Consider the following 26,300-nt stretch of genomic DNA (forward strand, 5'->3'; position numbering starts at 1 on the left):
TTTATTCAATTTTAATGGTTTTAGACCTCACAGAAACGCCATTCTCGTTAAAAGCCTCCACACTTACATAGTATTCCTGGTCGATGGTGAGGCTCTTCAGCTCCAGTTCATTCACATCGTAAACCAACCAGGAGCTGTATAACTTATCCGGTGCAATGCCCCATCTCACGTTGTAACCCTGTACATTATCTCTCGCTTCCCAGCGGATAAGCGCATCGCGGCGGTCGGCCATACGCCTGGCCTCCAGACGACGCACGGCAGCAGGAACTTTTCCGCTCCCTACCCCGAAGATACGTAACCCGGAAATGGCCAGATTATTCATTGGCGCATGAATGCTCTTAAATCGGATAAACCGCACCTCCGCGGGCATGGCAAGTTCCACATAATCGTTGGGCACATCGGTGTAGTTCTCCGATTTGTCAGCCAGCATCAACCAATTTATGCCATCTACAGAACCCTCAATGGTGTAACGATGAAACAGGCCAGGCACCTTGCCATAAATATCTGACTGATAGTCGTGGTAATTTAGCTGAATGGCATGTACCCTGCCCATTGTCTCCAAATCAATTTCCAGCCATTGATTGTCATCATTAACTTGAGCTACCCAAAATGTTTTGGCATTCTCATCCACAATGCGTGAAGCATCAAATCCATCTTTTACTGAAGATGCCTTTACAGGTTTTTTATATGAAAGCAACATCCACCCGGTAAACTCTCCCTTTCGGGGATGGTTGGGTGCGTAGTGCGGATAGTCGCCAAAGGCAGTATTAGAATACATCAATCCATCCTTATCAAAATAAGTTGGAAACATGGCAATGCGACGTTCCCAATTCATGTTTGACGATATGGCCATTGTGGCAAAATGCCAGTAGCTACCATCCACGGCACGAACGATGCTGCCATGCCCTGCGCCATTCATAAAGCCACCAGGCTTATACGAGACCGGATTGTTGGGAGCGTAAACATAAGGCCCAAGCGGATGTTCGGCCACATACACCCCATCGGCATATACGTTAAATTCAGTACCAGGTGCCCCATAAGTTAAATAATAGCGGCTGTTGTGTTTTGTCATCCAGGGACCTTCGATGTAGCCTGAAAGCACAGTGTCGGCATGATTCTCACCAAACCGCTCCCATCCATGCCTATCCATATCAATGCCAAACAGCTCCACTACATCGCCGGCGGGTAGAAATCTTCTGTTGCGATCCAATTTACGCCCTCTGATGGGATAAACGTTTGAAGAACCCCAGAACATATAAGCCTCACCGTCATCATCAATAAACAAACCAGGATCCTGAAGGTTGTGTAATATGGCAGGAGTGGCCTTCCAGTCGCCCTTTATGGGATTGTCGGTATATAACACACTCATTGCGCCCGATGGGTCGCCAGTCACATACAGAACTGAATCCTTGTAGTTGTGAGCAGCCGGTGCGTTAGAACCCTGAAAATACCATTTTTCAGGATGGATGAAACGCCAGTTTCGCAAATCAGCAGAATACCAGTATCCCATTGAACGCGTCACAAACATGTAGTAACCACCCCGAAACTCAACTACAGCCGGGTCGGCTCCCGAGCGGTAGGAGATGTTCTTATCAGAATCGAAAATGGCGTAGGTGTAATCCAGATTCACGGGATTACACCAGGTATGTGCATTGTATTGCGCCTTTGTTCCGATGTTTGCCAATAACGTCATAAAAAAAACGATTAGCACATAACGGAGATGGTTCATCTTATTAGGCCAAGCAACAACACACTTTAAAAAGTCAAAACAAGTTTGTTTCATATCTAAAAAAATAAAACCGGCCATCACATTTTGGCCGGTTGTAAATTATACTTGTTATTTAAAAACCACCCGTGCCACTATCGGCAGGTGATCAGAAGGGAAGCGACCATCCAGAAAATCGGTGAGTGCGCCATACTTCTCAACACGGAAATGGTCTGAAAGAAAGATGTAATCGATGCGGTCTTTCAAAGGGGCATCGATGCGAAAAGCATTGAATGTGCCAATTGGGCCATACGGTGGCAGTTCGGTAATGTCAAAGGCATCGTTCAAAATGGTTCCTATTTCGCGAACCTGCTCCGTTTCGGGCACCGAGTTGAGGTCGCCAAGAAACATAACGGGATGTGAACCTGCAATATCTTTGATTTTCTGTTTCATCAACCGCCCCGACTCACGGCGCGCCACTACCCCTTCATGATCAAAATGTGCATTGAAAACAAAGAAAACCTCACGGGTTAATCTGTCGCGAAGTTTAGCCCATGAGCAGATGCGGTGACAACACGTGGCATCCCACCCCAATGATGGCACCTCAGGAGTTTCGCTCAACCAGAAATCACCTGACTGAAGCAACTCAAAACGCTCCTTTTTATAGAAGATTGCGGCGTGCTCACCGCCGGTTAAACCATCGTCGCGACCAGCACCCACATACGCAAATTCGTCCATCTTTAGCAAATCCTGTATCTGACTGTATAGAACCTCCTGCGTGCCGATGATGTCAAACTCATGGTACCTAATCAGGTGCTTCACAAAATCGCTGCGGTTGGGCCAGGCATTCAAGCCATCGTGAGGCGTATCAAACCGCAGGTTAAACGATGAAACCACAATTGGATGACTGGGTTGCTCACACGCATGAAACAGCGCACCCACACATACAATCAGAAACAATAAACGTCGAAACATAATTATTCGTTTTAAAAGGTTTACTTAATCATAAAAACAACATTTGAATGCGCTTCACAAACACTCTATACTTTGACAGACTATTCGTAATAAGGCAAAGAGAATAAAGATAACGAATCGCAATAATGTGTGCCAATGCTTAAAATCATCCTTTTCTGTATAGGATTCTACTATTGTTAGGTAAAGCGAATTTAATACCATTTGGTTTAATGAAAGCCGACCCCGCTAGGGGTTGAATACCGGTAAAAAAGATTTACTACTTATACATCTCGCCCCAATAGGAGCGAAAGATATGGCGATCATTTTTTACCTGACTTTTCCACCTACGTCACTCCTCTTTCCTGCAAACTCTCTGCATTAAAAATTAAGCATCCCGCTAAAAATGTGGCGACGTGAATCCCAGCCTCATTAAACCATTTTGCACATCGGGATGGCGCATAAACAGATCCCAAAGTAATCCTGTGCGGTGGTTTTCAATCATTGGTGCAATGGTGTTCTGGTCAATGGCCAGATAGCGCTCAATATACCAATCGTGTTCCACGCTAAAGGCATCATAAAAGCCATATTCTCCCCAAATTTTATCACCCAGGGTGAAATAGAAAAACTTCAAGGCTTTCATGCTTTCGTGTGGTGAATAGGGGAAGCTAGACAATGCCGCCGTGGGTGTAATCACGCCCAAATCGTTGTTGGGCGCATGGGCCGAATAGCCATTCACGCTGTAGCTGGCCGTAAGTCCCCAACAGCTGTCGCCATACGCAGCAAACGACTTTGGATTCACCACGCAGTAGCGGTGGTTTATTTTTGCATGGCTGATGTTAAGCTGCCAGTAATCGGCATAATCATCGCGTAAGCCGCGCGGGTCGAGCCCCAGATAGGAATAGTGCGACCAAAATAGTGGCCCGCCCATGGCTTCGGCACCATTATGCTTCACCTCCAACGGAAAACCAAACGCTTCCATATTGCTGCGTATATTGCCACCTCGAGCCCATCCCTGATGATATACCTCTTCGCGAATGGGAAAGGTTGGCGACGATGCTGCCAACACGTAGGCAATCAGACACTCGTCATATCCACGGATGGGATGCGCCATCTCCCAACCATACTCGGGCGACCAGTGCCAGAAAAGCACGTTCTCGCCATTGGTGTAAAAATCCCAGTTCATTTCGCGCCACATCTTGTCAATACGCGCCCTAAGCTGGCTTTCGACAGTGCTGTTTGGATTTAAATATTCATGCGCCGTGAGCAGTCCCTGAATGAGAAACGCACTCTCCACGATGTCGCCTCCATTGTCCTTTCTACTAAAAGGACGCACCCTGCCTGTTGGACCGCTGAGCCAGTGCGGCCAGATGCCCCGAAAACGGTCTGCCGTCTCCAGAAATGCCACAATGCGATGAAGCCGGTCAACACCTTCATCGCGCGTAATGAAACCACGTTCCATTCCCAGAATCAAATTCATGATGCCAAAACCTGAGCCGCCAGTGGTAACCACATCTTCATCATCCTGAGGATAATGGCCATCCATGTGAATGCGTTCAGGCGCCATGCCCGAGTTGGGCTCTGCACCATCCCACATATACCTGAAATGCTGACGCTGTATATAGGTTAGGAATTCATCATCCGATGCAAATGACATCGGACGGTTGCCGGCTGATGTATCATCAGCACTCTTTTTTCCTGTAGATGAACAGGAAACAGACACAATGCTAATCAGAAAGATGAGCATCATTGCCATTATTACGCTCCTATTTTCCATAATATGATTTTCTGAACACGAAACACGATTGCCAAACAAGTAATTACGCCAGTGGAAACGGCAACTGTTTCGTGTGGTTTAAAATGCGTAAAGTAAAACAGAGTAAAGGCTGGTCTGCACATTCACAGACCAGCCTACTATGCCATATATGCTACTCCACTAAAGTAAACGAAGCCGAAACCACTTCGTCGGAGCTGGTGCCCACATACACAATAAATTCGCCAGGCTCCGCACTAAAACTTAAGTCGGGATGATAAAAAGCCAAATCATCAACAGAGAGCGAAAACGAAACGCGCTTTGTTTCACCGGCCTTAACAAACACCTTCTCAAAAGCTTTGAGTTTCTTAACCGGCTGCGTAATGGTGCGAACCACATCGTAGATATACAACTGCACCACCTCTTCTCCATCTACCGAGCCAGTGTTTGTGACATCCACCGATACGTTGATATTATCGTTCCAACCCATTGTGGTTCTGTCGAGCATCACATCGCTGTAATCGAAACTGGTATAACTCAAACCATAGCCAAAGGCATACAATGGTGAATTGGGCACATCCAGATAGTTGGAGCGGAACTTCTGAAATTCATCGCCCGGATTTGGACGGCCGGTGGTACGATGGTTGTAATAGATTGGCACCTGACCCACATTGCGCGGAAAGGTCATAGTAAGTTTTCCGGATGGGTTGTAACCCCCAAACAGTACATCGGCGATGGCGTTACCGGCCTCAATGCCCGGGTGCCAGGTGTAGAGGATGGCATCGGCCAATTGATGCTCTTCCTCCATAGTCAGCGGACGACCGCTCATCATCACCAGTACCAGTGGTTTGCCGGTCTGTTTGAGTGCCCGCACCAGTTTTTTCTGACTCTCGGGTAAACTGATATCCGAACGACTCGAAGACTCACCACTCATCTCCGATGCTTCACCGATAACGGCTACCACCACATCGGAACGGGAAGCCAGCGCCTCCGCTTCGCGAAGCATCACTTCCGGAGAGCGCTCATCAATATCGATGCGCGGGCCAAACACATTTATTTTGGCGGCATAAGCGGGATCGTCGGAAATATTTGCCCCCTTGGCGTAGCGTATGGTCACACTGTTTCCGGCCACATTGTTCATGCCCTCCAGCACTGGAATCGACAACTGGGGGTCGCCTGATACGGCCCATGTGCCAAGCATGTTGTTTTTATTGTTGGCCAAAGGCCCCACCAGCGCAATTGAGCCCCCTTTCTTTAATGGCAGCGTGTTCTTCTCATTCTTCAGCAACACAAAAGATCTGGCAGCGGCATCGCGCGCAGCGGCACGGTTTTCGGCAGAAAGAATCTCAATCTCAGCTCTTTTCTCATCAATATAACGATACGGATCATCGAACAAGCCAAGCTTGTATTTTGCTTCCAGAATACGACGACACGCTTTGTCGATATCGGCCATCGAGACCTTACCCTCCTGAAGTGATTTTCCAAGAGTAGAGAGAAAGCCCTCTCCCACCATGTCCATGTCGAGCCCGGCTTTGAGCGCCAAAGCTGAAACAGCCTGCAAATCGCCCAAACCGTGATCCACCATCTCGTTGACAGAAGTATAGTCTGACACTACAAATCCATCGAAACCCCATGTGTCGCGCAATATCTCGGTCAGCAGCCAGTGGTTGCCCGAAGCCGGAACGCCTTCCACGTCGTTAAAGGCAGACATGACACAGCCGGCACCTTCATCGATGGCGGCCAGAAATGGCGGCATATAGACATTAAACATACGGATACGACTCATGTCAACCGTATTGTAATCGCGACCACCTTCGGGTGCGCCATAAAGAGCGAGGTGCTTCACGGTTGCCATCATGGTATTGGCGGCCGTAAGGTCACTACCCTGATATCCCCTCACCATTGCCCGTGCAATTTCGGAGCCCAGATAAGGGTCTTCACCGCCACCCTCGGCCACACGCCCCCAGCGTGGATCACGCGAAATGTCGACCATGGGCGAAAAGTTCCAGTTGAGACCATCAGCAGTGGCCTCCTGCGCTGCTATGCGCGCTGTTTTCTCCATCAGCGCCATATCCCAGCTACACGAGAGACCAATGGGAATGGGAAACACGGTTTTATAGCCGTGTATCACGTCGGAACCAAAAAGCAAAGGAATGCCCAGTCGGCTCTGCTCCACAGCAATCTGCTGCGTCATCCGCACTTTGTCGGGACCGGTCACACCAAAAATGCCACCTACCTGTCCGTCGCGGATTTTACCCTCCACATCGCTGCTCACAGCCGAACCTGTTGGGATACCGCCACCCGGAGTTACCAGGTTTAGCTGCCCTATCTTCTCCTCTGTGGTCATTCTGCCCATCAACTCATCGATGAACCGGTCCATTTCGGAACCCTTAGGTTTGCTACACCCAACCAATACGACCACACTTAATATTAACGCAAATAACTTTCTCATCATCATTATATTTTAATTCAGTTTCTTTCGTCACAAAATATCAACTTCTCATATCTACTTTCTGATAATCAGTTTGGCCCGATAAACCCTGCTGCCCGAAACCATTTTCAACAGATAAAATCCGTTTTGAACGGCACTGCAATTGATGGTATAAATCGTTTCAGACGATTCAAACACGGATGAATAGACCTGACTGCCATCAGTGGCATATATGGCTACGGCTATTTGCCGGCCCACCAAATGGTGCGGTAATTCTATTGAAACATTATCGACAGCAGGATTTGGGAACAGATTAATCAGCTCTGAGTGTTCCAAACCCGGTGCGGCAGAGGTCGCCTGGTAAGAAAACCCCAGTTTGTCGAGGCCGGCCTGCACTTCGGCATCGGCCATAAAGTGTTTCCAAAGTAAACCTGTACGATGATTCTCAATCATCACCACAATTGGTCCCTGGTCAATACCTATGTAGGATTTTTGCACCCAACCCATATTGTCGTTAAAAGCATCATAAGGGCCATAAAGACCAAACAGATCAGCGCCACGCTCGCGATAGAAATACTTGAGTGCCTTCATTGACTCCATTGGTGTAAATGGCATGCTGGCTAACGCTGCCGTGGGACTGATGGTGCCATTGTCGTTGTTCATAGGTTCATGAGCCGTGTACCCAAAAGGGTCGTCACTGGCGGTAAGTCCCCAGTTATTTTCGCTGTAGTTTTGATGCCCCAGCGGATTGTTAACCGCGTAGGCATGGTGAATTTTGGCGGTATTGACATGCTCCTGCCAATAATCCGCATATTGGTCTGACAACCCCTTGGGATTAAGTCCCAGATGGCTGTAATGGATCCAAAACAGCGGCCCTCCCCAGTTGGGCGACAATGAAATCGGGTGCTCGTAATAGGTTCTGGGATTCACCATCGAGCCATTGCGAGCCCATCCCTGCGTGTAGGTCTCTTTGTTGATGCCAAAAGTGGGCGATGCAGCTGCCATCACATAGGTAATCAAAGATTCGTTCCATCCCTGTATTTTCATGTTCATGGCAAACCCATGATTGGGCGACCAGTGCCAGTAAAGCACATTCTGATTGCCATTGCGATACCAGTTCCAGTCGATGGCTTCCCATAAAAGAGTAGCTTTCTGACGAATTTGTACCGACTGGGCATCCTCATCGCGGAAATAGTTCCTCAGCGTAATAAGTGCCTGGGCCACAAACGAGGTCTCCACCAGGTCGCCACCATCATCCAGTGATGAAAACGGTTGCGTTTGATAGGTATCTCCATTGTACCAATGCGCCCATGCCCCTTTGTGGCGCTCACAATTTTCGAGAAACTCTAATATTTTAAGGATGCGTGTCTTGATTTCAGCCCGCTCCTCGTAAGCGCGCTCATAAGCCACCACCATAGCCATCAATCCCATGCCTGTGGCACCCGACGCTACGGTGCGGCCATCGCCATTGGTGCGCTCCAGCGCCATCCCCGATGGCTGATGTGCGCCTTCCCAGAAATAGCGAAAAGTGTATCGCTGAAACATATCCAAAAGCTCTTCGTCGGTAAAATCCCTAACTGTAGCCTGTATTGTAACCGCATCGGATTCTTTATCCTGCGAAAAAGCTTCCACCTTATAGCTTATCTCTGTGTTTCGTGCACTTTGTGGCACAAAATGGAGGTAATAATCCTTATCCGTTTCGGCAATTTGAACATAGTCCTCACTTCCGGCGTAGCGGGCATAAATCCGGTAACTGAGAAAATCCAGTGGTTGCTGCCAACGAAGCTCCACATGGCTGTCGAAACCCTCGGCCTTAAGTTGAGACACCGGCGGCACCACATCCATGCTTACAAACGCCTTAATGTCATCGATAAAAAGCAGCCGAGGGACACCATTGACTTCAGATTGACTGAATACCACGCCCTTAACGCGCGTAAAGTCAAGCAACGCATTGCCGCCATCTTCAATAAAAACTGAGAGCGGGATCTTAACCTCTACCCATTGGTCTGCCGGCACGTCATCGTTGTGTGCCGATAAATCGTAGAGCAATGAAGTAGCATCACCGCCACCACCCAAACGATTGGCTACCAAGCCAATTTTTGGGAGCGCAGATGCAGGCAAACCACTTCCGGCATAGAGATAGAAACCCAAAAACTCCATCCCTGTGATGTCGGCCACCGACCAGTCGCTTCTGTAAATGGTAGCTTTCCAGTTTCCACTGGCCGCCGAAGTATAGTTGAACTTTAGTGATGTGCTGCCTGACCATGCCGTGGCCGAACAAGGCACCTTATCATTAAACTGTGGCAAACCGGGCGGATGCGTGTATTCAAAGCTGCTGCCCCCAAGGTTGGCCACATCCACAATGCCCTGGTCGTAAAAGGTGGCGCCGGTGCCTTCGCTGAAAAACCAGACCTGCTGACCCAACATACCATCTACAGCCAGAACCAGCAAAAAAGCCAATAACGACAAACGAAGTTTCATATTTGGATGGATTATGAAATTGTATGAGCGCCATGTCCCATGCCAAAAGAGCAATCGAGAAGGAAGACTGCCTGGCATGTACCCAGGCAGTCCTCTATCACTCAAACAAAATCAGATAATGAAAAAACTATTGCTCGTCGCTGATAATCGACTGAATCTCAGCCTGCGTCAATGCTTTGTTAAACAGGCGCAGTTCATCAATGTAGCTTGCGTCGGAAAGGTGACCCCATTCGGTAAATCTGGGCGCGCCTGAGCCAATGGATAGGATGTCACACTCAGCCCAATCCACTCCGGCAAAGTCACCTTCACTCACGACCTCTCCGTTTATATAAACCACACATTTGGTTTGTGAGATGGTGAAAGCAAGATGTATCCATTCGTTGTTGGTTGGGTCGATGGTAGCTGCAGCGCCACCGTCGAACCAGCTGTCGGAGTCGCCGGTGCCTACATTAAGTTTAATAATTTGGTTGGTGGCACCACCCTCCCTAAAGAAACGGAAACCGCTTGTGCGCTTGTTACCGCTTGCATCGGGCGGACCAACAGTGAGAATTCCGGCACGGTCGGGGTCAGCATTGGGTTTGTACCAGAAAGCGGCACTAAAGGCATTGCCCAGGAGTCCCGTTGTAGGATATGTGAGGTAAGAATCTGCTGCCCCGGCAAAAGATTTGCTTCCACCAACGGCAGCGTCGGCAAAGCCGGGGTTACCAACCACGGTAGCGGCATTTTGGCTTATTTGCTCCACATAATCGCTGTTGAAAGGCATAAAGAATGTTTCGCCATCATATTTGGGTTGATATACAGCCGGGCCGGTTCCGCTATCGGCCATCACTGCCTGAAGTTCCTCTTTTGTGAGCGCTTTGTTAAAAACCCGCATCTCATCAAATAAACTGCGGTCCGACAGGTGGTTCCAATATGCAAAGTTAGGTGCCCCTGAGCCGATGGACATCAATTCACAGCCTGTCCAATCGATACCGGTATTGGCCGTTGTGATGGTAGGTTCTCCGTTGATGTAAACAATTGTTTGAGTTGCCGAAACAGTAAAAGCCAGATGTACCCAATCGCCCGCTGTAACGTCCACCACGCCACCATCGTTCCAGGTCTCGCCTTCGCCGGTGCCCACATTTAATTTAAAGCGCTGTGAAGCTGCACTGCCTTCCCGGAAGAAACGCAATCCCTTAGTACGGTCTTCACCTGCGGGACTGATGGAGATAAGACCTGCCCTATCGGGTGTAGCATTCACTTTATACCAGAATGCAGCTGTAAAACCATCACCTTTTAGTCCTTCGATGGGATAAGTGAGATACGTATCGGCAGCACCAGCAAAAGCCTGTCCCCATTTGCCATTGGCAAATCCCGGTGTGCCCACCACGCCGGCATTGTTTTGGGTAATAAGTTCCATGTAATCGCCATCAAAAGGCATGTAAAACACTTCGCCGGCAAACTTTGGCTGATATGGTGGCACTTTCTCAAAGTTTATTAAAGTGGTCGTTGTTTTGCCATCCAAATCAACCGCCACAATGGTCAACACGTGGTCGCCGTTGGTCAGATTCTCATAGAGATAATCAATTACAGCACGGCGGTAATCTTTGAAATCAGTAAAACTGGCTATTTCAGCACCATCGAGCATCACTTTGATTGAGGCAATCTCAATGTCATCGGTGACCACAAAACGTATGTTGATGGATGTCACAGGGTCTGTCACCCTGATTTGAGTTCCTTCCAACGGATACTGAACCGTGATTTGAGGAGCTGTTTCGTCCGCCCCCGGCGCAAGCGGGGTGATGGAGTCAATGCCATCGTTACAGGCTGTAGCAGCAAATAACAGCATTGAAAAAACCATGAGTTTATATAATATCTTCATCTGCTTATGTTTTTATGTTTTCGAACTATTTGAAAAACCAACATCATTAAAGATGTATGCGATAGACTTTTAACATCCAAAACCATTAATTGCTGAGACCTGGTAACTGGTCAAGCTGATTTTGTGGATAAGGCAAATAGATTTTATCGGCACTAAAGGTTCTTCCTTCGTAACTCAGGTCGCTGTAACGCTGCAACCTCACCATGTCATAATAACGGATGCCCCACTCCATGGCCAATTCTGCAAACTTTTCGTCCATAACCTGTTGCGTGGTCACATTGGATAAAGGAGCTAAACCGGCACGCGCCCGCACGGCGTTCACAGCCTGGTCGGCCGTCATTCCTGTACCTGAGGCACCACGTGTAAGGGCTTCGGCATGCATGAGCAGAATTTCGGCATATCGTATCACAGTAAAATTCATGTTATTGCCATAACCGGTGCGTCCGGGCGTAATCTGGTCAGATGGCAGATAGTGTTTTCCACTTGAGAACAGGGCACGTGCGTAGTCATTGATGATGTCACCCGATGGGGTCACATTGCTTACCCATGCCGGAAGTGTGGCATAAGCAGGGTCTTTTTTAATTTCATCGATGCCACGATTGGTAAAAAGCACGCTGGTTTCGAGACGCGTTCTTTCGCCACGGTCGAGCATAAACTTAATCCACTTCATGCTGGGCTCATAAAATCCCCATCCTCCGCCAATGCCGGCTACTTTGGGTGTCCAACCCACAGGCCCGTAAAAGTCGAACAAGTGACTGATTTGTGTGCCCGCTCCCTGACCAAAATCACTGAATTGCAGCTCAAGAATGTTTTCATCGTTTAGTTTTCCGGGAATTTTAAACAATTGATAAAAATCGGCTTCCAACCGGAATTTGCCTGAACTGATAATTTGTGATGTGGCACCGGCCACAGCGGGATAATCCTGCAACTCCAGGTTCGCCAGTGCTTTCAAAGCCAAAGCGGTATAGCGTGTTACGCCGCCCTTGATATCGGTGCGCTGATTGGGATGCAAATCGGGCAGGTTGTTGATGGCCAAATCCATCTCATCGGAAATATGCCGCATCACATCATTTTTTGAGGCGGGGCGCATGGGTAATAAATCGGCAGGGTCAGAACTTGTGGTGATAAACACATCTCCCCAAACCCTTGAGAGTTGAAACAACAACCATCCGCGAAGCACCCTTGCCTCGGCAATGTATTGGTTACCCAGTGTGGCACTGGCTCCATTCTGCACATAAATCTCTACCTGTTCCATGGCCGAATGGGCGGCAAAAATATCCTTGTACATATTTTGCCACAACGAGTTGTACATCCAGTAACCTCTGTTATAGTTATACTTTGATGTTTCTGCAAAGTCCTGCTGGTCGCCTAATCCTCCGGGATTCACATCGTCGCCACGCACTGCAATGAGCGGGTGGTCTTCCCAACCGCGCGATTGAAACTCTGCATAAGCGCCTAAAAGAGGCAATATCATGTTACCGGAAATGGTGTAGTCAGTCTCTTCAGTAAACACCCTGTTTTCGGCAGGTTCATCGAGCAAGTCGTGACAAGCAGGAACCGCCACCAGAAAAGCTGCGACTACAATGAAATGAATTATATATCTGATTGGTTTCATATCAATTATTTTATTTGGGATTAAAACTTAACGTTCAGACCAATGGTGTAAACAGCCGGAATGGGATAAGTCTGACGGTCGATACCATCTGATACCTCAGGACTAAACCCATTGTAGCTGAACCAGGTCAAAGGCCGCTCTGCTGTGAATGTCACACGCGTTTGCGGCATACCTTCGCCAAGTATTGTACGGGTATTGATGTTATAACCCAATTGGATGTTCTGAATGCGGAAGAATGAGCCATCCTCAACAAAATAGGTACTCATTTTCTGGTTCCAGCCTTTTCTCAAACCGGCTGATGATGGATACTTGTTGGAAGTGCCCTCACCATGCCAGCGGTTCTTGGCCAAATCGGCATCCAGGTTGCCATCGTTGGTCCAAATCATCTCACCACGTTTACGGTTGAGTATTTTGTTGCCCGACTGCCCCATCATGGTGACAGATAAATCCAGATTACGATACTTCAACCCCAGATTGGCGCCATACATAAAATTGGGAAAGTATGAACCCAAAATTTTGCGGTCGTTGTCATCAATCACGCCATCGCCATTCTGATCCTTATAGATAAAATCGCCTGGAACGAGGTTGTTGGCAACAGCGATAGGATCGCTTTGCACCTGAGCTTCGTTCTGATACACACCTACCACTTCCCAACCGTAAAAGGCCAGCAATGGCTCACCTACGATTGAGCGCTGACGAAATTCGGCCGAACCACCATCAATATATGGCTGTCCGAAAAGGTCGCGTACCTCATTTTTGAGAGTTGAAAAATTGGCTCCAATGGTGTAACTCCAGTCGTTGGTTAAATCATCTCTCCAGTTTAAGGCAAACTCAAAACCTGAATTGCGTATCTCACCCACATTTCGAAGTACAGTAGCTCCAACCGACGGGATGGTCACGTTCACTGCCGCATTTTTGGTATCCCGAATAAAATATTCGGTATTAACAGAGAGGCGTGTATTAAACAACTGCGCATCTAAACCGATATTGGTCTCCTCGGTAAGCTCCCATTTCAACTCGGAGTAGGTGCTTGTGGCAATTGTGCCTGCGGTATACTGGTCGTTAATTGATGTGTACACTACCGAAGTGGTTCTGGCACCGTCACTGGCCTGAATTTTATCATTCCCCAAACGGCCCCAACTGGCGCGTAACTTAAGAAAATCAACGGCATCCACACCTTCCATAAACGCCTCTTCAGATGGAATCCATCCCACACCAACAGAGGGGAAATAACCCCATTTCTCTTGGTACTTTGAGCTTCCGTCGGCACGCATGGTTCCGTATATCAGATATTTGTTGTTATAGTTATATGAAACCCTGCTGATGTATGACAATCCATATTGACGCAAACCATCGTCGCCAACACCGGTTTCCGGCTTCTCCTCTGCCTGGCTTATGTACCATGCTGTTTTTTGTCCATAAGGAAAATTGATACCCTGTCCGCGCAGGTGATCGTAAGCTTCGTCGCGGAAAGAAGTACCGGCCATCACCACAAGGTTGTGACCACCAAAGCTATTGGTAAAGGTGAGAAAGTTGTCCCATATCTGGTTTGACCAGTTGGAAGCATAACGACTGATGACTGAGTTTTCGCGCTGGGCATTGTTACTCAAAAAATAGGGTAATGCAATGTTTCGCTGGTTTAGCGCAGTAAATGCGTGGTTATAATTGGTTCTGAAAGCTAATTTTTGGGGAATTAATGTCAATTCAGCATAGAAATTGGCATTAAGCTTTCTGATTTTTTGGCTGTTCTCAGAAAAATCCATTTCCGGAAATGGGTTCTTGCCATCGCGATAACCAAGCAGTTGTGCACTTGAATAATGTTTGGGCCATGCTGCCTGATTCAGCTCATCAAAAACGGGCATGATGGGCACTGCATAATAGGCAGTATGCCAGGCACCGGCAGCTTCCAGATTTCGGAAAGCGTTACTAAACATCATGTTGGCGCCAATATCCAACCAGTCGTTGGCTTTGTAGTCAATTTTGGAGCGCAGGTTAAACCGCTCATAATCATTCTTCATATCCAGAATACCTTCCTGGAAAAAGTAGTTGGCACCTATTGAATAGGTGGCACTTTCACTACCGCCATTTACTGTGAGACTGTGGTTTTGTATGGCAGCGGGGCGCAAAATCTCGTTGTACCAGTCGGTATTTACATCCGGCACATTGGGATTGATACGGCTGCGGCCATAACGCTGCATGGCATTTTGGATGTAGCTGATGTCGGCTGGCGAACCTGATTCCATGGCCATGGTAGTAAATTGCTCGGCATTGGCCATCTTAAGCACGTTTTGTGCCACCTGCATACCGTAATAGCCATCGTACACAATCTCACCTTTTTGATTCAACCTTCCCGATTTGGTTTCGATAAGGATTACACCGTTGGCAGCACGAACGCCATAAATAGCTGCTGCCGAAGCATCCTTAAGCACCGAGATGGAGGCAATGTCAGATGGGTTCAGGAAATCGATGTTATCGAAAAACATACCATCCACCACATACAATGGGTCTTCGTTGCCACGTCCGGGATAAGAACCAATACCACGAACCCTGATGGTGGGTGATGCGCCAGGAGCGCCACTGCTCACAACCTGTAACCCGGCCACGCGTCCCTGTAATCCCTGCATAGCTTGTCCGGCAGGTGTTTTGGACAGCTCATCGGCACTTATGGTTGTAATGGCTGATGTCAAATCGCGCACACGGCTGGTACCGTAACCTACTACTACCACCTCGTCGAGACTTGAAACCATGGGCATCAGTACCATATTGAAAATGGTTTGATTGCCCACCTGAATTATTTGTGTTTCAAAACCGATAAAGCTGAAAGCCAGTCGGTCGTCAGGAGCAGCTGAAAGCGAAAAATTCCCATCCACATCAGAAATAGTTCCTTGTGTGGTGCCTTCTATTATTACGGAAACCCCGGGTAGAGGCAGCCCGTCGTCAGACGAAGTAACCCTCCCCGAAATCTGTCTGGGTTGCGCCTGCGCCCATGCCACCATTCCCCAGATAAAGAATAGCAACATGAAGCATTTAATAGACTGTGTTCTGTTCATAGTTGTAAGGATTTGAGATTATACAATTTTTAACGATGGTTCAAAACTATTAACTCAAATCACATCTGTCCAGAAAATCACCTTATCATGGCTTTCTCCATGATTTATGTCATTACATCATCTATTGCTCATTTTTAAAATAACAGATTGTGAATCAAGATAATCCCATCAAAAAATCTATCAAATTATCTTCGTGCTTCATGTTGAGTTTTTTCCTCAACCGATAGCGTTTGAGCTCCACACTGCGTACCGACATATTCAGCAGCGAGGCCAGCTCCTTTGTGGTAAGATTCATTTTCAGATAGGCACAAAAGCGCAAATCTTTTGCATTTAAATCCGGATATTCGGCACTCAGCTTCTCATAAAATGTACTGTTGATGTGGTTGAAATTGGTTTCAAACAGTTGCCAGTCGTCTCGCTGCTTGATATTGTTGTCAATCAGCTTTACCAAACGGTTGAGCGGAACGTTTTGACCCTTCACATTGCTTTTAATGTTCAAAATTTCACTCTTCAACTCGTCCAGAATGCGGTTTTTACTCACCAACTCAAGTGCCGAAGTGCTAATCTCCTTACTTTTATGCATCACTTCTGCTTCCAGTTTTTCTTTCTCGAGTGAAATAATTCGCTGCTCAGCAACCATCCTCTGACGCTCAAGCTCTTCACTCTGAGACTTCTCCATCTCCTTTTGGTGCTTGCGCAAACGGGTACGATGCACCAAAGAAGATACACGAACCAGCAAAAGCACGAGTATTACATATCCTCCAAAAGCCCAGCGAGTAAGAAACCAGGGTGGCCTCACCTCAAACACAAACAGGGTGGCCGGTTCATCAGGCGATGATGAGAGCCTCACCTGAAATTCGTAACGCCCGGGAGGCAGGCTGGTATATGTCTTAAGCCCGGAAGCATGTGGAGGCGACCACTCACTTTCTAGGCCGTGCAGACGAACCTGGTACTGATGGGGTAATGAATTGTATGCTGGGTTGGTAAACCAGAAGAATATGTTATTCTGTGAAGCACTCACTTTGTGTCGGACCAACGTATCCACCGAAAGCATGATGCCATCATCGCGGTTGCGCCCCGATACAAGAACCCGGTTTAGTTTCAACCTCACAGGTTCAAGCATGTTTAAGCCCACTGTCTGGTTCGAAAACAACATCAATCCATTGTCAAGCGTGAAGCAGGAGTAGTCTCCCAGTGAGATGATATTTTCATAATTGTCAATTTTTAATGCCCTGGGAGTTGCAAAATGGTTTTGGTAGGTAAGGTTGAAATCGGAATCTACACGGTAAAGCAACGCATTATCTCTGGTAATTAGCCAATATAAATCATCTCCTTCAGGAACAATGCGGATGACTTTGCGATGCTCATTAAGCTGGCGATTTAATTTTTGAAATGGGATGATGCTGTCATTCAGTTCATCATAAGTATATAGGCCATCAGAAGTAGTAAATACAATGCGGTCGCGGATTTTAAACACGTGTATATTGTAATCTTCCGGAAAGCCATTGTCGCGCCCGTAGTAATCAATACGGGTGGCATTGCGGTAGCCGGCACCCATCACTATCCGGTAAACACCTTTTTGATTGTGCGACGCCCAAATGACATCGGCAGAGCGCACGGCAACAAACCTGACCGGCTCATTAAATCCATCCATGGTGTGCGAAAACTCCCATTTACCTTTTACACTCCGCCGGTAAAATGCCAGTCCGATATATGTGCCCTGCACCATCCAATCGGCATCGATACTTTCCATGCTCCAACCACCTGATACACTGGACAGTTTACGGACTGCCGCGGCAGGCTGATCAATGACAAACGTGCCATCGTTGTGCCCGCAAAACAGATGATTGTCTTTCACAATCAAATCCCAAACCTGCCCTTGTGTGCCATCCACAAACAAAAAAGTGCTTTCATTACCCTTTAAAGCATCCAGATGACGATAAAAAAGTCCGTGATTGGTACCAATGTAGAGATAGTCACCAAGCCGGGCCACATCGTAGGTGGCACCCAACAGACCCGACAAATCGGTTAGATAACGAAAAGGCGAATTGGTTTGCACATACGAAATGCCATTGTCGAGACCTATCCACAAGTTCTTGTCCATATCCACAAACAGACTAAGAACGGTGTTATTCTGTAAGCCCTTATCCATATTCAGGTGTGCCAGAATTTTCCCGCTGCTATTTATGATAACAGCGCCATTGCGAATGGTACCAAGTACTGCTGTGGAATCGTTAAGCATGATGCTGCGGTTCAGCTGATTTTTCAATACAAACCGGGAAGCTTCTGTATCCCAGTCGCTCCAGCGTCCATTGGTTTTCACGTACAGACCATTGAGTGTGGTGCCCGCAATTTCCAAATCCTTGAACTTCATCATGGATATCACCGGCATTTGTCGAAAAAATGCGCCATCATCCACCAACGAAAAACTACCATCTAAAAAGGTTGTCAGGCCAAAATCTTCGGCATAAATCTGCAACTGACCATTGTCAGGCATCGCGTAAAGCAAAAATGATGGTGACCGATTAACGGATAACGCACCGTCCTGATACTCATAAATTGCCGTAAAGGATTGGAAACGTATTCGCCCTTCATCTTCGGATATATGCCAAATCTCTTCGTTTTCGGATAACTTGAATGGTAGCAATGCAGAGACTGAATGGTACTCCATAATCCCGTTTGGAGTGGTAACAAAATAACCAAACTCCTCATATCCACCCACATAAATCTTACCCCTTTGATCAGAAAATACTGCCCTCACAATCATGCGGTTGGGTAATGAATGTACTTCCCAGCGGGTGCCGTCAAAACTCAATAATCCTTCGTTGTTACCAAAATAGAGTATGCCCGACACACTGTCCTGATGGATACTCCAATTTTGACTCTGAGCGCGATACTCTCCTTTGGAGTGATTACGCACGTAATATCCGCCCAAAAGATTGCTCGCCTGGGTATGTGCAGATTCCGGCATAAAAATCTGCATCAGTAAAATGCAGCACAAAATCGATCTGACAGTCATTAACATCATAAAAACGTATAACTAACACCCACATTAAAGTGCATAATATTTAAATATCACACTTTTTCGCAGAATATAAAAACAGAATGCCTTGAACGCACCAAACAAAATCCCGCATTTACCACCTTACCAATATATGCATGCTCTACTTTAACCCAAAGGAGTGATGCGTTACATTAACAGGCTGTAAACACGGGATGTTACAACTATTTAAAGCCGTTGATATGGTCAACAGCACAAGAACATAATCAAATCCAGAGACTGGATGGATACTCGCCTTTATCGATAAGCTCATTCAGGCTTGCCAGCACCATGGGCTTATCTTCCTGATAGGTTACTCCAAACCATTTGGCAGGCGTATTGATTATTTTCACTTCGGCTTCACCGCTCTTTACCATGTTGTCGGCCTGTATATTGAAATAAAACTCCGATTTCATCTCCTCACCTCTGGCGCTCAGGAATTTCTTGAATCCATCTTCCAAATGCGCAAAAAATGTGGGTTTAAATATCCAGAAATTCATCGACACAGGCTCCTCTCCGGTGAGTTCCTCTTTAAAATCAGACTCATAAAAGAATATCTTGCGACCCTCCAATCCAATTTTGGTACGCTCGGTCACACGGGTTAAATTTCCACTGGCATCGGCTTCGCATACGCCCCGTGATACAGTTCCGTGTTCCGACAGGGTATTCTTCAGAGCATAGCCAATCATGGCATACTCATTTTCATTTTTACTTTTTTGAATGAAATCCACAGCCTGCACATAAGCCGTGCGTCCGTAAAAATCATCGGCATTGATAATGGCAAAAGGGGTTTTGATGGCATCTTTAGCCATCAGCATGGCATGACCTGTTCCCCAAGGCTTTTCGCGACCTTCTGGCACCGAGAATCCTGATGGTACTTTATCCAGGCTCTGAAAAACATACTCAGTTTCGATGCGCCCTCTTAGCCGTGGCTCAAAACGTGCCTTAAATGCATCGGCAAAATCTTCCCGTATCACAAAAACCACCTTACCAAAACCGGCGCGGATGGCATCAAACACAGAGTAATCGATGATTGATTCTCCCGATGGCCCAATCTCGTCCATCTGTTTCAGACCGCCATACCGGCTTCCCATTCCGGCGGCAAGGATTAACAATGTAGGTTTCATTTATAATTCTTTTAGTTATAGTTTGGTGACAAATTTAAGTCTAAACCACTGGTAATAAAACAGACAAAACAGCATCGTTTCATACGGCTACTTATTATTCTGATGATTTTTATAATCTTCAACGATGCCTGCCGTGAGCCAGTTGGCAAGTGCCTGGCGGTTTGATTCCACTACAAAACGCTGTTGATCGCGAAAGTTCATGATATTTCCCAGCTCCACAAACACTGCCACCGGTCGCGTGTTGCGCAGCATATACAAGTTGCGGTGCGTAACTGTACCCGAAAAACCCCTGTTGGGTTGATGCCGGCGGTAGTTCTCTTCAAAAGTTTTACGAAGGGTTTCAGCCATCTGTTTTCCTGAGCGACTGTGCTGATGATAATAGAAAAACACATCAAGTTGATGTGTACGACTTCTGCTATCCAGATGTATTTCGATGCAACGCTGGTAATCACTGTTCTCCTGTCTGAAAAGATTGTTGATGGCATCGGAGCGCTGCTTTAATCGTTGAATCTGGTCCAGCGGTATCACTTGTCCCATAACCCGCTCATTTTCATCGGGCGTTAAGATGGCTCCTGAGCGTATGCCATTGTGCGGATCCTGCACTATAACATGCACTTTGGCTCCTTTTTGCATCAGGTTTTTTGCCAGCCTGAGAGTAATATCATAGGCATACTCATCCTCATACAAAAGATGATCTCCATATTTGCCTATGGCTCCCGGATCAGGCCCTCCATGACCGCTCACAAGGTAAAAAACGGCTCCTTTCAACTCTTCATCCAAAAGCCGTAAATCCTGATGATCCTTACCAAACAACGGTTCAACCCATCGCGTGGATACAATTGGAATAATATAATGGTGATGAACGTAAAGCCCGCCATCGGGGGCAAACTTACCTTCGTTCAGCAATCTGAACCGTTCCAGATGTTCTTGAGGTGCTAAGTCGTGCCTGCGCAAGAAAGACCAGATGCCTTCGCCCGGATTGGGCTTTACTGATATGGTTTCTTCAAGTGGCTGACCTACTACGGATAGAGAAAATATAATAAAGCAAATAACAACTGTGACTCCTCGCATACAAAAACCGGTTTGATGCGCAAAAATAACAGAAATATTTGCTTTATAACAGCATAAATGCACTTATGCGGGTTGGCGCGTCATTATGAGTCGCTTGAACGGGCCAAATACACTTTTACGAAAATCACGAACCTGCTGATGCCTTACTTTGTATAGCCCAAGGCGAATGATGCTGTAGAGAGGATTGTGATTGCGGGCAATGGCATAGTGATTGGCAAGTAAAGACATTTCGATGGGACTGCCCTGCAAACGCTTAAGATTTGAAATTCCTTTTGACATGCCAATCTGCTTTTTAAACCTCATCCGATTCAAGTCTATCAGATAAAATTCGTATCGGCCATCAACTTTATTCACCAGAACATTGTTACCGCCAAAATCAAGGTGTAAAATGCCATTTAAATGCAATGTGTTGGAAACATATCGTGCAAACTGACGAATAATATCCTCTTTACCCGGCACATCCTGATGCAGCACTTCATCCATCCGGTAATCATGCTCCAGATAGAGTGAAATGTAAAAACTATTGCTCATAAATCCTTTGCTATCGTAATACTCTACATACGCTACCGGAGCCGGAGTATGTATCCCCATGCGCTCAAGACGGAGTGCATTCTCGTAGCTGCGCATAGCCTTGCTGCTGCGGAAAAAAGAGTAAGCAAAGAGGTTGAAAATATTTGGTGGACCAAATGATTTAACGCAAAACTTCATCCCGTTGTACTCAATGACTTTAACTTCATTGCGTATCTTGTATATGGTAGTGCCAATTTCCTGAAATGTAACTCTCAGGTTGTTTATAATTCCCTCGAAAGATGAGTAGGCTGGATTAATCTGATAGTTGAGCATGTTACATGTGTTAATTCTAATGAACAACAAACAATTATGCTACAAAAATACAGCAACCATTACTCTGTTATCAGAACTATTCAACCGAAATGTCCAAAACAACAACTGAAGCGCAGTGAAACAAAAAACTGACAGATTATTTCATTGATGCGATTGCAAAAACTTTCAAGTATCGGCAGTATTAAGAAATTTCAGAGCTCATCTATCATCTAAAATTCTAATATCTGATTTACCTATAGCTCAGCCCAAATTCGAGCCATCGAAAAACCGGGTGCCTCCATCTTAAGATTTAAAAAATAGCCGAAAGGCGTTACTGACACTTGATAGCCGCCATTCTGCAACCGCTCCAGGGCAGCATCGAATAGACTTCGGGTGAACTGCATCGAAGCTTTGGAACTCGAGAGATGCGCAAAGGAGTGGAGCACTATTTTCTCAGTACCATTTTTGCGGGCAACCCATTTCAGATGGTTACTGAGCTTCTTTTCACGGCTCTTTACGTCCTGAAGCTCATCGGCCTCCTCCACTTGAATGTAAGCCACAATGCACTCGGCAAACGATGCCGGACATGGGGCGTCAATGGCCTCTTCATGGTTCTTCTCGCCAATGGTATAACTGAATGAAGTGGTGTAAAAACAAAGTACTTTCAAAGAGGATGTGGTTTAATAGCGATACCGAAATTATTCAAAATTTAAATTCAGAGACATGTTTATATGAATCAGTATGAGACAAATAAGGCAACGAGCACTTTTAAGTAAAAATCGTCAACAAACTCACTGAACCTCTGCCAACAAGCCATCGAAATTAAGCGGACGTGTGTACATTTTAATGGAACCATCGTCGTTCACAGGCCACTGTGCTCTTGGCTTATCCCAATACAATTCAAGACCGTTGCCATCCGGATCTTCTAAGTATAACGCCTCTGACACCCCGTGATCAGAGGCCCCTGATACAGGATATCCAACCGTAACAAGGCGCAAATAAATCTCGGCAAGATCTTTTCGCGAAGGATATAAAATGGCGACATGAAACAACCCGGTACTGTTGACAGGGGCTGGTTTTCCATCTTTGCTGTACCATGTGTTGAGCCCAATGTGGTGATGGTACCCACCGGCAGAGACAAATGCCGCATCAGAACCATAACGGGTAACCAACTCAAAACCAAGCACACCACAGTAAAAACCAAGCGAACGCTCCACATCTGACACTTTCAGGTGCACATGACCAATACGTGTATTGGATGGAACTTTGTATTCAGTATTTTCCATAAAACAACATTTAGCCCTTAATATACGATCAAATTAAGGTCTTACCACTTTGCCAACTATCTCCTCCATTTCGGAAGATACAACCCTGAATACATTTAAACTAATTCCATGCTCATTGGCCGAAAAGCGGCTATAATCCATCCAGCTGACATAGGTTTTACCATCCGCCTTTTGAAAAACAGCTACACGGCATGGCAAAATGGCCAAATTGTATCTGTCTACATCTGATGATAAAATTTCACCGGCAAAACCTGAGTGACACAACTCAACAATGGTAGCAGGCAAAACCGCCACCCCGGCACGGTGCATATTGGCCTGCATATCGTGCACAATGGGAACCGTCCAACCTGCTTCCAAAGCTGCATTTTTAAGTGTTTCAACGGTGTGAGCAAAATCGTAGCGACTTTCGCGCTCAACCAATACCTGGGTGGCATTCTCAGGTCGGCAAGATGAAATCAACATGGCTCCAGTCAGGCTGAAAACCAGCATAAGGATTGATAATTTATTTTTCATGGCAGTAAATTTTTAATATATCTGGCATAATAAACTAACAATCATCCACCTATAATGTTGAATGAACGATAAATCTCCCTGAAAACAACTCTACTCCTGTGGTTTCAACCATCTGTTGAGCCACCCTGCAAACTCCCTTTGCCACAAAATACCGTTCTGTGCCGAAAGCACCCAATGGTTCTCTTCAGGAAAGTATAAAAACCTGCTGGGGATGTTTCGCATTTGCGCGGCATTAAATGCTGCCATTCCCTGCGACTCTGGCACTCTGAAATCCTTGGCTCCGTGAATAACCAGAATGGGCGTGTCCCAATTTTTCACAAACGAATGGGGCGAAAACTCATATCTGTTATCGGGTCGCTCCCAATACGGGCCTCCCAAATCCCAATTCACGAAAAACATCTCCTCAGTGGTGTCATACATCATATCCATATTAAACACCCCGCAGTGGGAAATAAAAGCGTTAAATCTGCCATTGTGATTACCAGCCAACCAATATACCGAGTAACCGCCATAGCTGGCACCTACTGCTCCCATGCGGGTTTCATCCACAAAAGACTCTTTGGCAACCGCATCAATGGCGCTTAGGTAATCTTTCAGATTCTGACCACCCCAATCGCCACTAATTTGCTCGTTCCACTCCGTTCCAAAACCGGGAAGTCCTCTGCGGTTTGGTGCCACCACAATGTAATCGTTGGCAGCCATCATCTGAAAATTCCATCGATAGCTCCAAAACTGGCTAACTCCACTCTGCGGACCACCCTGACAATATAATATGGCTGGGTATTTTTTCGCCGGATCAAAATGGGGTGGATAAATTACCCACACCAGCATCTGTTTGTTATCGGTTGTGGTAACCCATCGCTCCTCCACATGCCCCATTTCCAACTGCTCGAGCAGACCCGAGTTGATGTTTGTGAGATTTACCATTGAACCTGAACGCATATCGATGCGTATCAAATCTGCCGGCGCACTCATACTCACCCGTGTTGCAACCAAAGATTCGCCGGTCTGCATTACGCCACTTAAATTGTGAACACCCTCAGTAATTCTGTTGACAGAACCGCTGTTTAAATCGAGCAAATAAATCTGTTCAGTGGCATGCACATTTGATGTAAACCAGATGAAAGCGCCGCTGTCGTCCCACACCGGGCCGGATACATCGTGATCAAATCCGGCGGAAAAATCACGCACCACACCGGTATTTAAATCCATCACCATCAAACGGTTTTTATCGGCCTCATAACCATCGCGCGCCATGCTCTCCCAAAGCATTAGGCTGCCATCAGGTGAAAACTTTGGGTTTTTATCGTAACCCATCATGCCTTCGGTAAGATTTACCGTTTCACCACTTTCAAGTTCGTACAGATAGATGTCAGAATTGGTGGAGACTGCATAATCTCTACCGGTGAGTTTCTTGCAGGTATAAGCCAGTCCTTTCCCGCACGGCGTCCAGGTCACTTGTTCCATACCGCCAAATGGTTTCATGGGGGCATTATAACGCTCTCCCTCCATTATGTCTGTTCCCGAAGAAATCATCCGATCATTACCAATCGGCACCACAAACAAATGGCTGTAGGTGTAATCGTGCCAGCTATCCCAGTGGCGGTACATTAAATCCTCTTCAATACGTGCGTTGGTAAGCGGCAAGTCAGGATACATATCCACCACAGACTTATCAAGCTTCACTTTTTTGGAATAAACCAGATGCTGCATATCGGGCGAAAACTGATAGCCGGTAATACCTCCCGGGATCTCAGAAATCCTGCGACGGGCTGTTCCATCCGCATTCATTTCCCATAACTGCACCGTGCCCGACTCCGAACTCAGGAAAGTAATTTTTTGTCCATCGGGACGCCAAGCCACCTGTGATTCATTTGTATAGGTATGTGTGAGCTGAACAGGCTCTCCGCCCTTCACCGACATCACATACACATCGGTATAAGTGCGGTTTTCCTCAATGTGAGAATATGAGACAGTATACAATAGCGTACTACCGTCGGGCGATAATGAGGCATTGCCCAATCGTCCGAATGACCAAAGCACCTCAGGTGTAATGCGATCGCCTGATAACTTCATCCCACGAGTATCAAAAGTGCCACGCTTGTCCGTTTCGGAACTGCATGCCGCTAAAATCAAAACAAAAAACAAACCGGCGTAAAATAATTTCCCCTTCATACAGATATTATAATTAGATAATAATCAAACGCTTTACTCTCAATTACAGAGTTAAAACCGAAAGTAATCGAGACTCTTACGGTGATAAAAATAACCCTAAACTTTATAAATCTGAAACAAAAAAACTGTGAACTGATAAAAATCAGATGCCAATCGGAGGTTTAAAAGATGGGAGGTTTTTACCTTCAACAACCTTGATTAATCTTTAAGTTTTGCTTGATGTGCGCGAAGCATAAACTATTCCTCTGCTATGTAAAACAAACCAAATCTGCTTGAATGGTATAATTATGCGTATAAGTTTTTGATGTAATCACAAAAAAAAGTTACTAAAACCAGCAAATTGGGGTTGCCAAATAATTTTAAGCCTCGTAAATTCATAAAAGAAAGATGACTGTAAAGATAAACGGTATTGAGGTTTT

16 protein-coding genes are annotated in these 26,300 nt (G+C 46.3%); all 16 read right to left on the reverse strand.

Features of this window, described 5'->3' with window-relative positions; genetic code table 11:
• Position 1: 1 nt before the first annotated feature.
• Entirely contained in the window at positions 2-1,693 is a 1,692-nt protein-coding gene (locus ALKIM_RS0103675; protein ID WP_044118125.1) for a family 43 glycosylhydrolase, read from the reverse strand.
• 144 nt (positions 1,694-1,837) lie between these two features.
• On the reverse strand, positions 1,838-2,680 hold the full coding sequence (locus ALKIM_RS0103680; protein WP_026473466.1) for an endonuclease/exonuclease/phosphatase family protein: 843 nt from the start codon (positions 2,678-2,680) through the stop codon (positions 1,838-1,840).
• Positions 2,681-3,056: 376 nt separating this feature from the next.
• Entirely contained in the window at positions 3,057-4,433 is a 1,377-nt protein-coding gene (locus tag ALKIM_RS0103685) for a glucoamylase family protein (protein WP_026473467.1), read from the reverse strand.
• Between the two features lie 151 nt (positions 4,434-4,584).
• The gene (gene bglX, locus ALKIM_RS0103690; RefSeq protein WP_044118126.1) at positions 4,585-6,861 is read right to left on the reverse strand and encodes a beta-glucosidase BglX; all 2,277 of its coding nucleotides are present in this window, start codon (positions 6,859-6,861) and stop codon (positions 4,585-4,587) included.
• Positions 6,862-6,915: 54 nt separating this feature from the next.
• On the reverse strand, positions 6,916-9,321 hold the full coding sequence (locus ALKIM_RS19110) for a glucoamylase family protein (protein ID WP_052345329.1): 2,406 nt from the start codon (positions 9,319-9,321) through the stop codon (positions 6,916-6,918).
• 127 nt (positions 9,322-9,448) lie between these two features.
• The gene (locus ALKIM_RS0103700; RefSeq protein ID WP_026473469.1) at positions 9,449-11,182 is read right to left on the reverse strand and encodes a LamG-like jellyroll fold domain-containing protein; all 1,734 of its coding nucleotides are present in this window, start codon (positions 11,180-11,182) and stop codon (positions 9,449-9,451) included.
• A gap of 85 nt (positions 11,183-11,267) precedes the next feature.
• On the reverse strand, positions 11,268-12,797 hold the full coding sequence (locus tag ALKIM_RS0103705) for a RagB/SusD family nutrient uptake outer membrane protein (RefSeq protein ID WP_026473470.1): 1,530 nt from the start codon (positions 12,795-12,797) through the stop codon (positions 11,268-11,270).
• A gap of 20 nt (positions 12,798-12,817) precedes the next feature.
• Entirely contained in the window at positions 12,818-15,847 is a 3,030-nt protein-coding gene (locus ALKIM_RS0103710) for a SusC/RagA family TonB-linked outer membrane protein (protein WP_026473471.1), read from the reverse strand.
• A 154-nt stretch (positions 15,848-16,001) separates the two neighbouring features.
• Positions 16,002-18,818, reverse strand: coding sequence for a two-component regulator propeller domain-containing protein (locus tag ALKIM_RS0103715; protein ID WP_162148791.1), 2,817 nt, complete (start codon positions 18,816-18,818; stop codon positions 16,002-16,004).
• 296 nt (positions 18,819-19,114) lie between these two features.
• Positions 19,115-20,014, reverse strand: a complete 900-nt coding sequence (locus tag ALKIM_RS0103720; protein WP_026473473.1) for a nucleotidyltransferase family protein — start codon at positions 20,012-20,014, stop codon at positions 19,115-19,117.
• 87 nt (positions 20,015-20,101) lie between these two features.
• Positions 20,102-21,085 (reverse strand): N-acetylmuramoyl-L-alanine amidase family protein, encoded by a 984-nt coding sequence (locus ALKIM_RS17525; protein WP_052345332.1) that lies wholly within the window; start codon positions 21,083-21,085, stop codon positions 20,102-20,104.
• A 63-nt stretch (positions 21,086-21,148) separates the two neighbouring features.
• A complete protein-coding gene (locus ALKIM_RS17530; RefSeq protein ID WP_044117727.1) occupies positions 21,149-21,928 on the reverse strand; it encodes a lipopolysaccharide kinase InaA family protein in 780 nt (259 codons plus the stop codon).
• Positions 21,929-22,161: 233 nt separating this feature from the next.
• On the reverse strand, positions 22,162-22,575 hold the full coding sequence (locus tag ALKIM_RS0103735) for a threonyl-tRNA synthetase editing domain-containing protein (RefSeq protein WP_026473474.1): 414 nt from the start codon (positions 22,573-22,575) through the stop codon (positions 22,162-22,164).
• Between the two features lie 123 nt (positions 22,576-22,698).
• Positions 22,699-23,193, reverse strand: a complete 495-nt coding sequence (locus tag ALKIM_RS0103740) for a VOC family protein (RefSeq protein ID WP_026473475.1) — start codon at positions 23,191-23,193, stop codon at positions 22,699-22,701.
• Between the two features lie 33 nt (positions 23,194-23,226).
• A complete protein-coding gene (locus ALKIM_RS0103745) occupies positions 23,227-23,706 on the reverse strand; it encodes a DUF302 domain-containing protein (RefSeq protein ID WP_026473476.1) in 480 nt (159 codons plus the stop codon).
• A 90-nt stretch (positions 23,707-23,796) separates the two neighbouring features.
• Complete coding sequence (locus ALKIM_RS0103750; protein ID WP_026473477.1) at positions 23,797-25,881, reverse strand: S9 family peptidase; 2,085 nt, start codon at positions 25,879-25,881, stop codon at positions 23,797-23,799.
• Positions 25,882-26,300 lie beyond the last annotated feature (419 nt).

This window comes from Alkaliflexus imshenetskii DSM 15055, assembly GCF_000517065.1.
GTDB classification, from domain to species: Bacteria; Bacteroidota; Bacteroidia; order Bacteroidales; family Marinilabiliaceae; genus Alkaliflexus; species Alkaliflexus imshenetskii.

Coding starts and splice junctions, on each gene's coding strand:
- ALKIM_RS0103675 (WP_044118125.1), bottom strand. CDS start 1,693: ATGACGTTATTGGCAAACATCGGAACAAAGGCGCAATACAATGCACAT.
- ALKIM_RS0103680 (WP_026473466.1), bottom strand. CDS start 2,680: ATGTTTCGACGTTTATTGTTTCTGATTGTATGTGTGGGTGCGCTGTTT.
- ALKIM_RS0103685 (WP_026473467.1), bottom strand. CDS start 4,433: ATGGAAAATAGGAGCGTAATAATGGCAATGATGCTCATCTTTCTGATT.
- bglX (WP_044118126.1), bottom strand. CDS start 6,861: ATGAGAAAGTTATTTGCGTTAATATTAAGTGTGGTCGTATTGGTTGGG.
- ALKIM_RS19110 (WP_052345329.1), bottom strand. CDS start 9,321: ATGAAACTTCGTTTGTCGTTATTGGCTTTTTTGCTGGTTCTGGCTGTA.
- ALKIM_RS0103700 (WP_026473469.1), bottom strand. CDS start 11,182: ATGAAGATATTATATAAACTCATGGTTTTTTCAATGCTGTTATTTGCT.
- ALKIM_RS0103705 (WP_026473470.1), bottom strand. CDS start 12,797: ATGAAACCAATCAGATATATAATTCATTTCATTGTAGTCGCAGCTTTT.
- ALKIM_RS0103710 (WP_026473471.1), bottom strand. CDS start 15,847: ATGAACAGAACACAGTCTATTAAATGCTTCATGTTGCTATTCTTTATC.
- ALKIM_RS0103715 (WP_162148791.1), bottom strand. CDS start 18,818: ATGCCGGAATCTGCACATACCCAGGCGAGCAATCTTTTGGGCGGATAT.
- ALKIM_RS0103720 (WP_026473473.1), bottom strand. CDS start 20,014: ATGAAACCTACATTGTTAATCCTTGCCGCCGGAATGGGAAGCCGGTAT.
- ALKIM_RS17525 (WP_052345332.1), bottom strand. CDS start 21,085: ATGCGAGGAGTCACAGTTGTTATTTGCTTTATTATATTTTCTCTATCC.
- ALKIM_RS17530 (WP_044117727.1), bottom strand. CDS start 21,928: ATGCTCAACTATCAGATTAATCCAGCCTACTCATCTTTCGAGGGAATT.
- ALKIM_RS0103740 (WP_026473475.1), bottom strand. CDS start 23,193: ATGGAAAATACTGAATACAAAGTTCCATCCAATACACGTATTGGTCAT.
- ALKIM_RS0103745 (WP_026473476.1), bottom strand. CDS start 23,706: ATGAAAAATAAATTATCAATCCTTATGCTGGTTTTCAGCCTGACTGGA.
- ALKIM_RS0103750 (WP_026473477.1), bottom strand. CDS start 25,881: ATGAAGGGGAAATTATTTTACGCCGGTTTGTTTTTTGTTTTGATTTTA.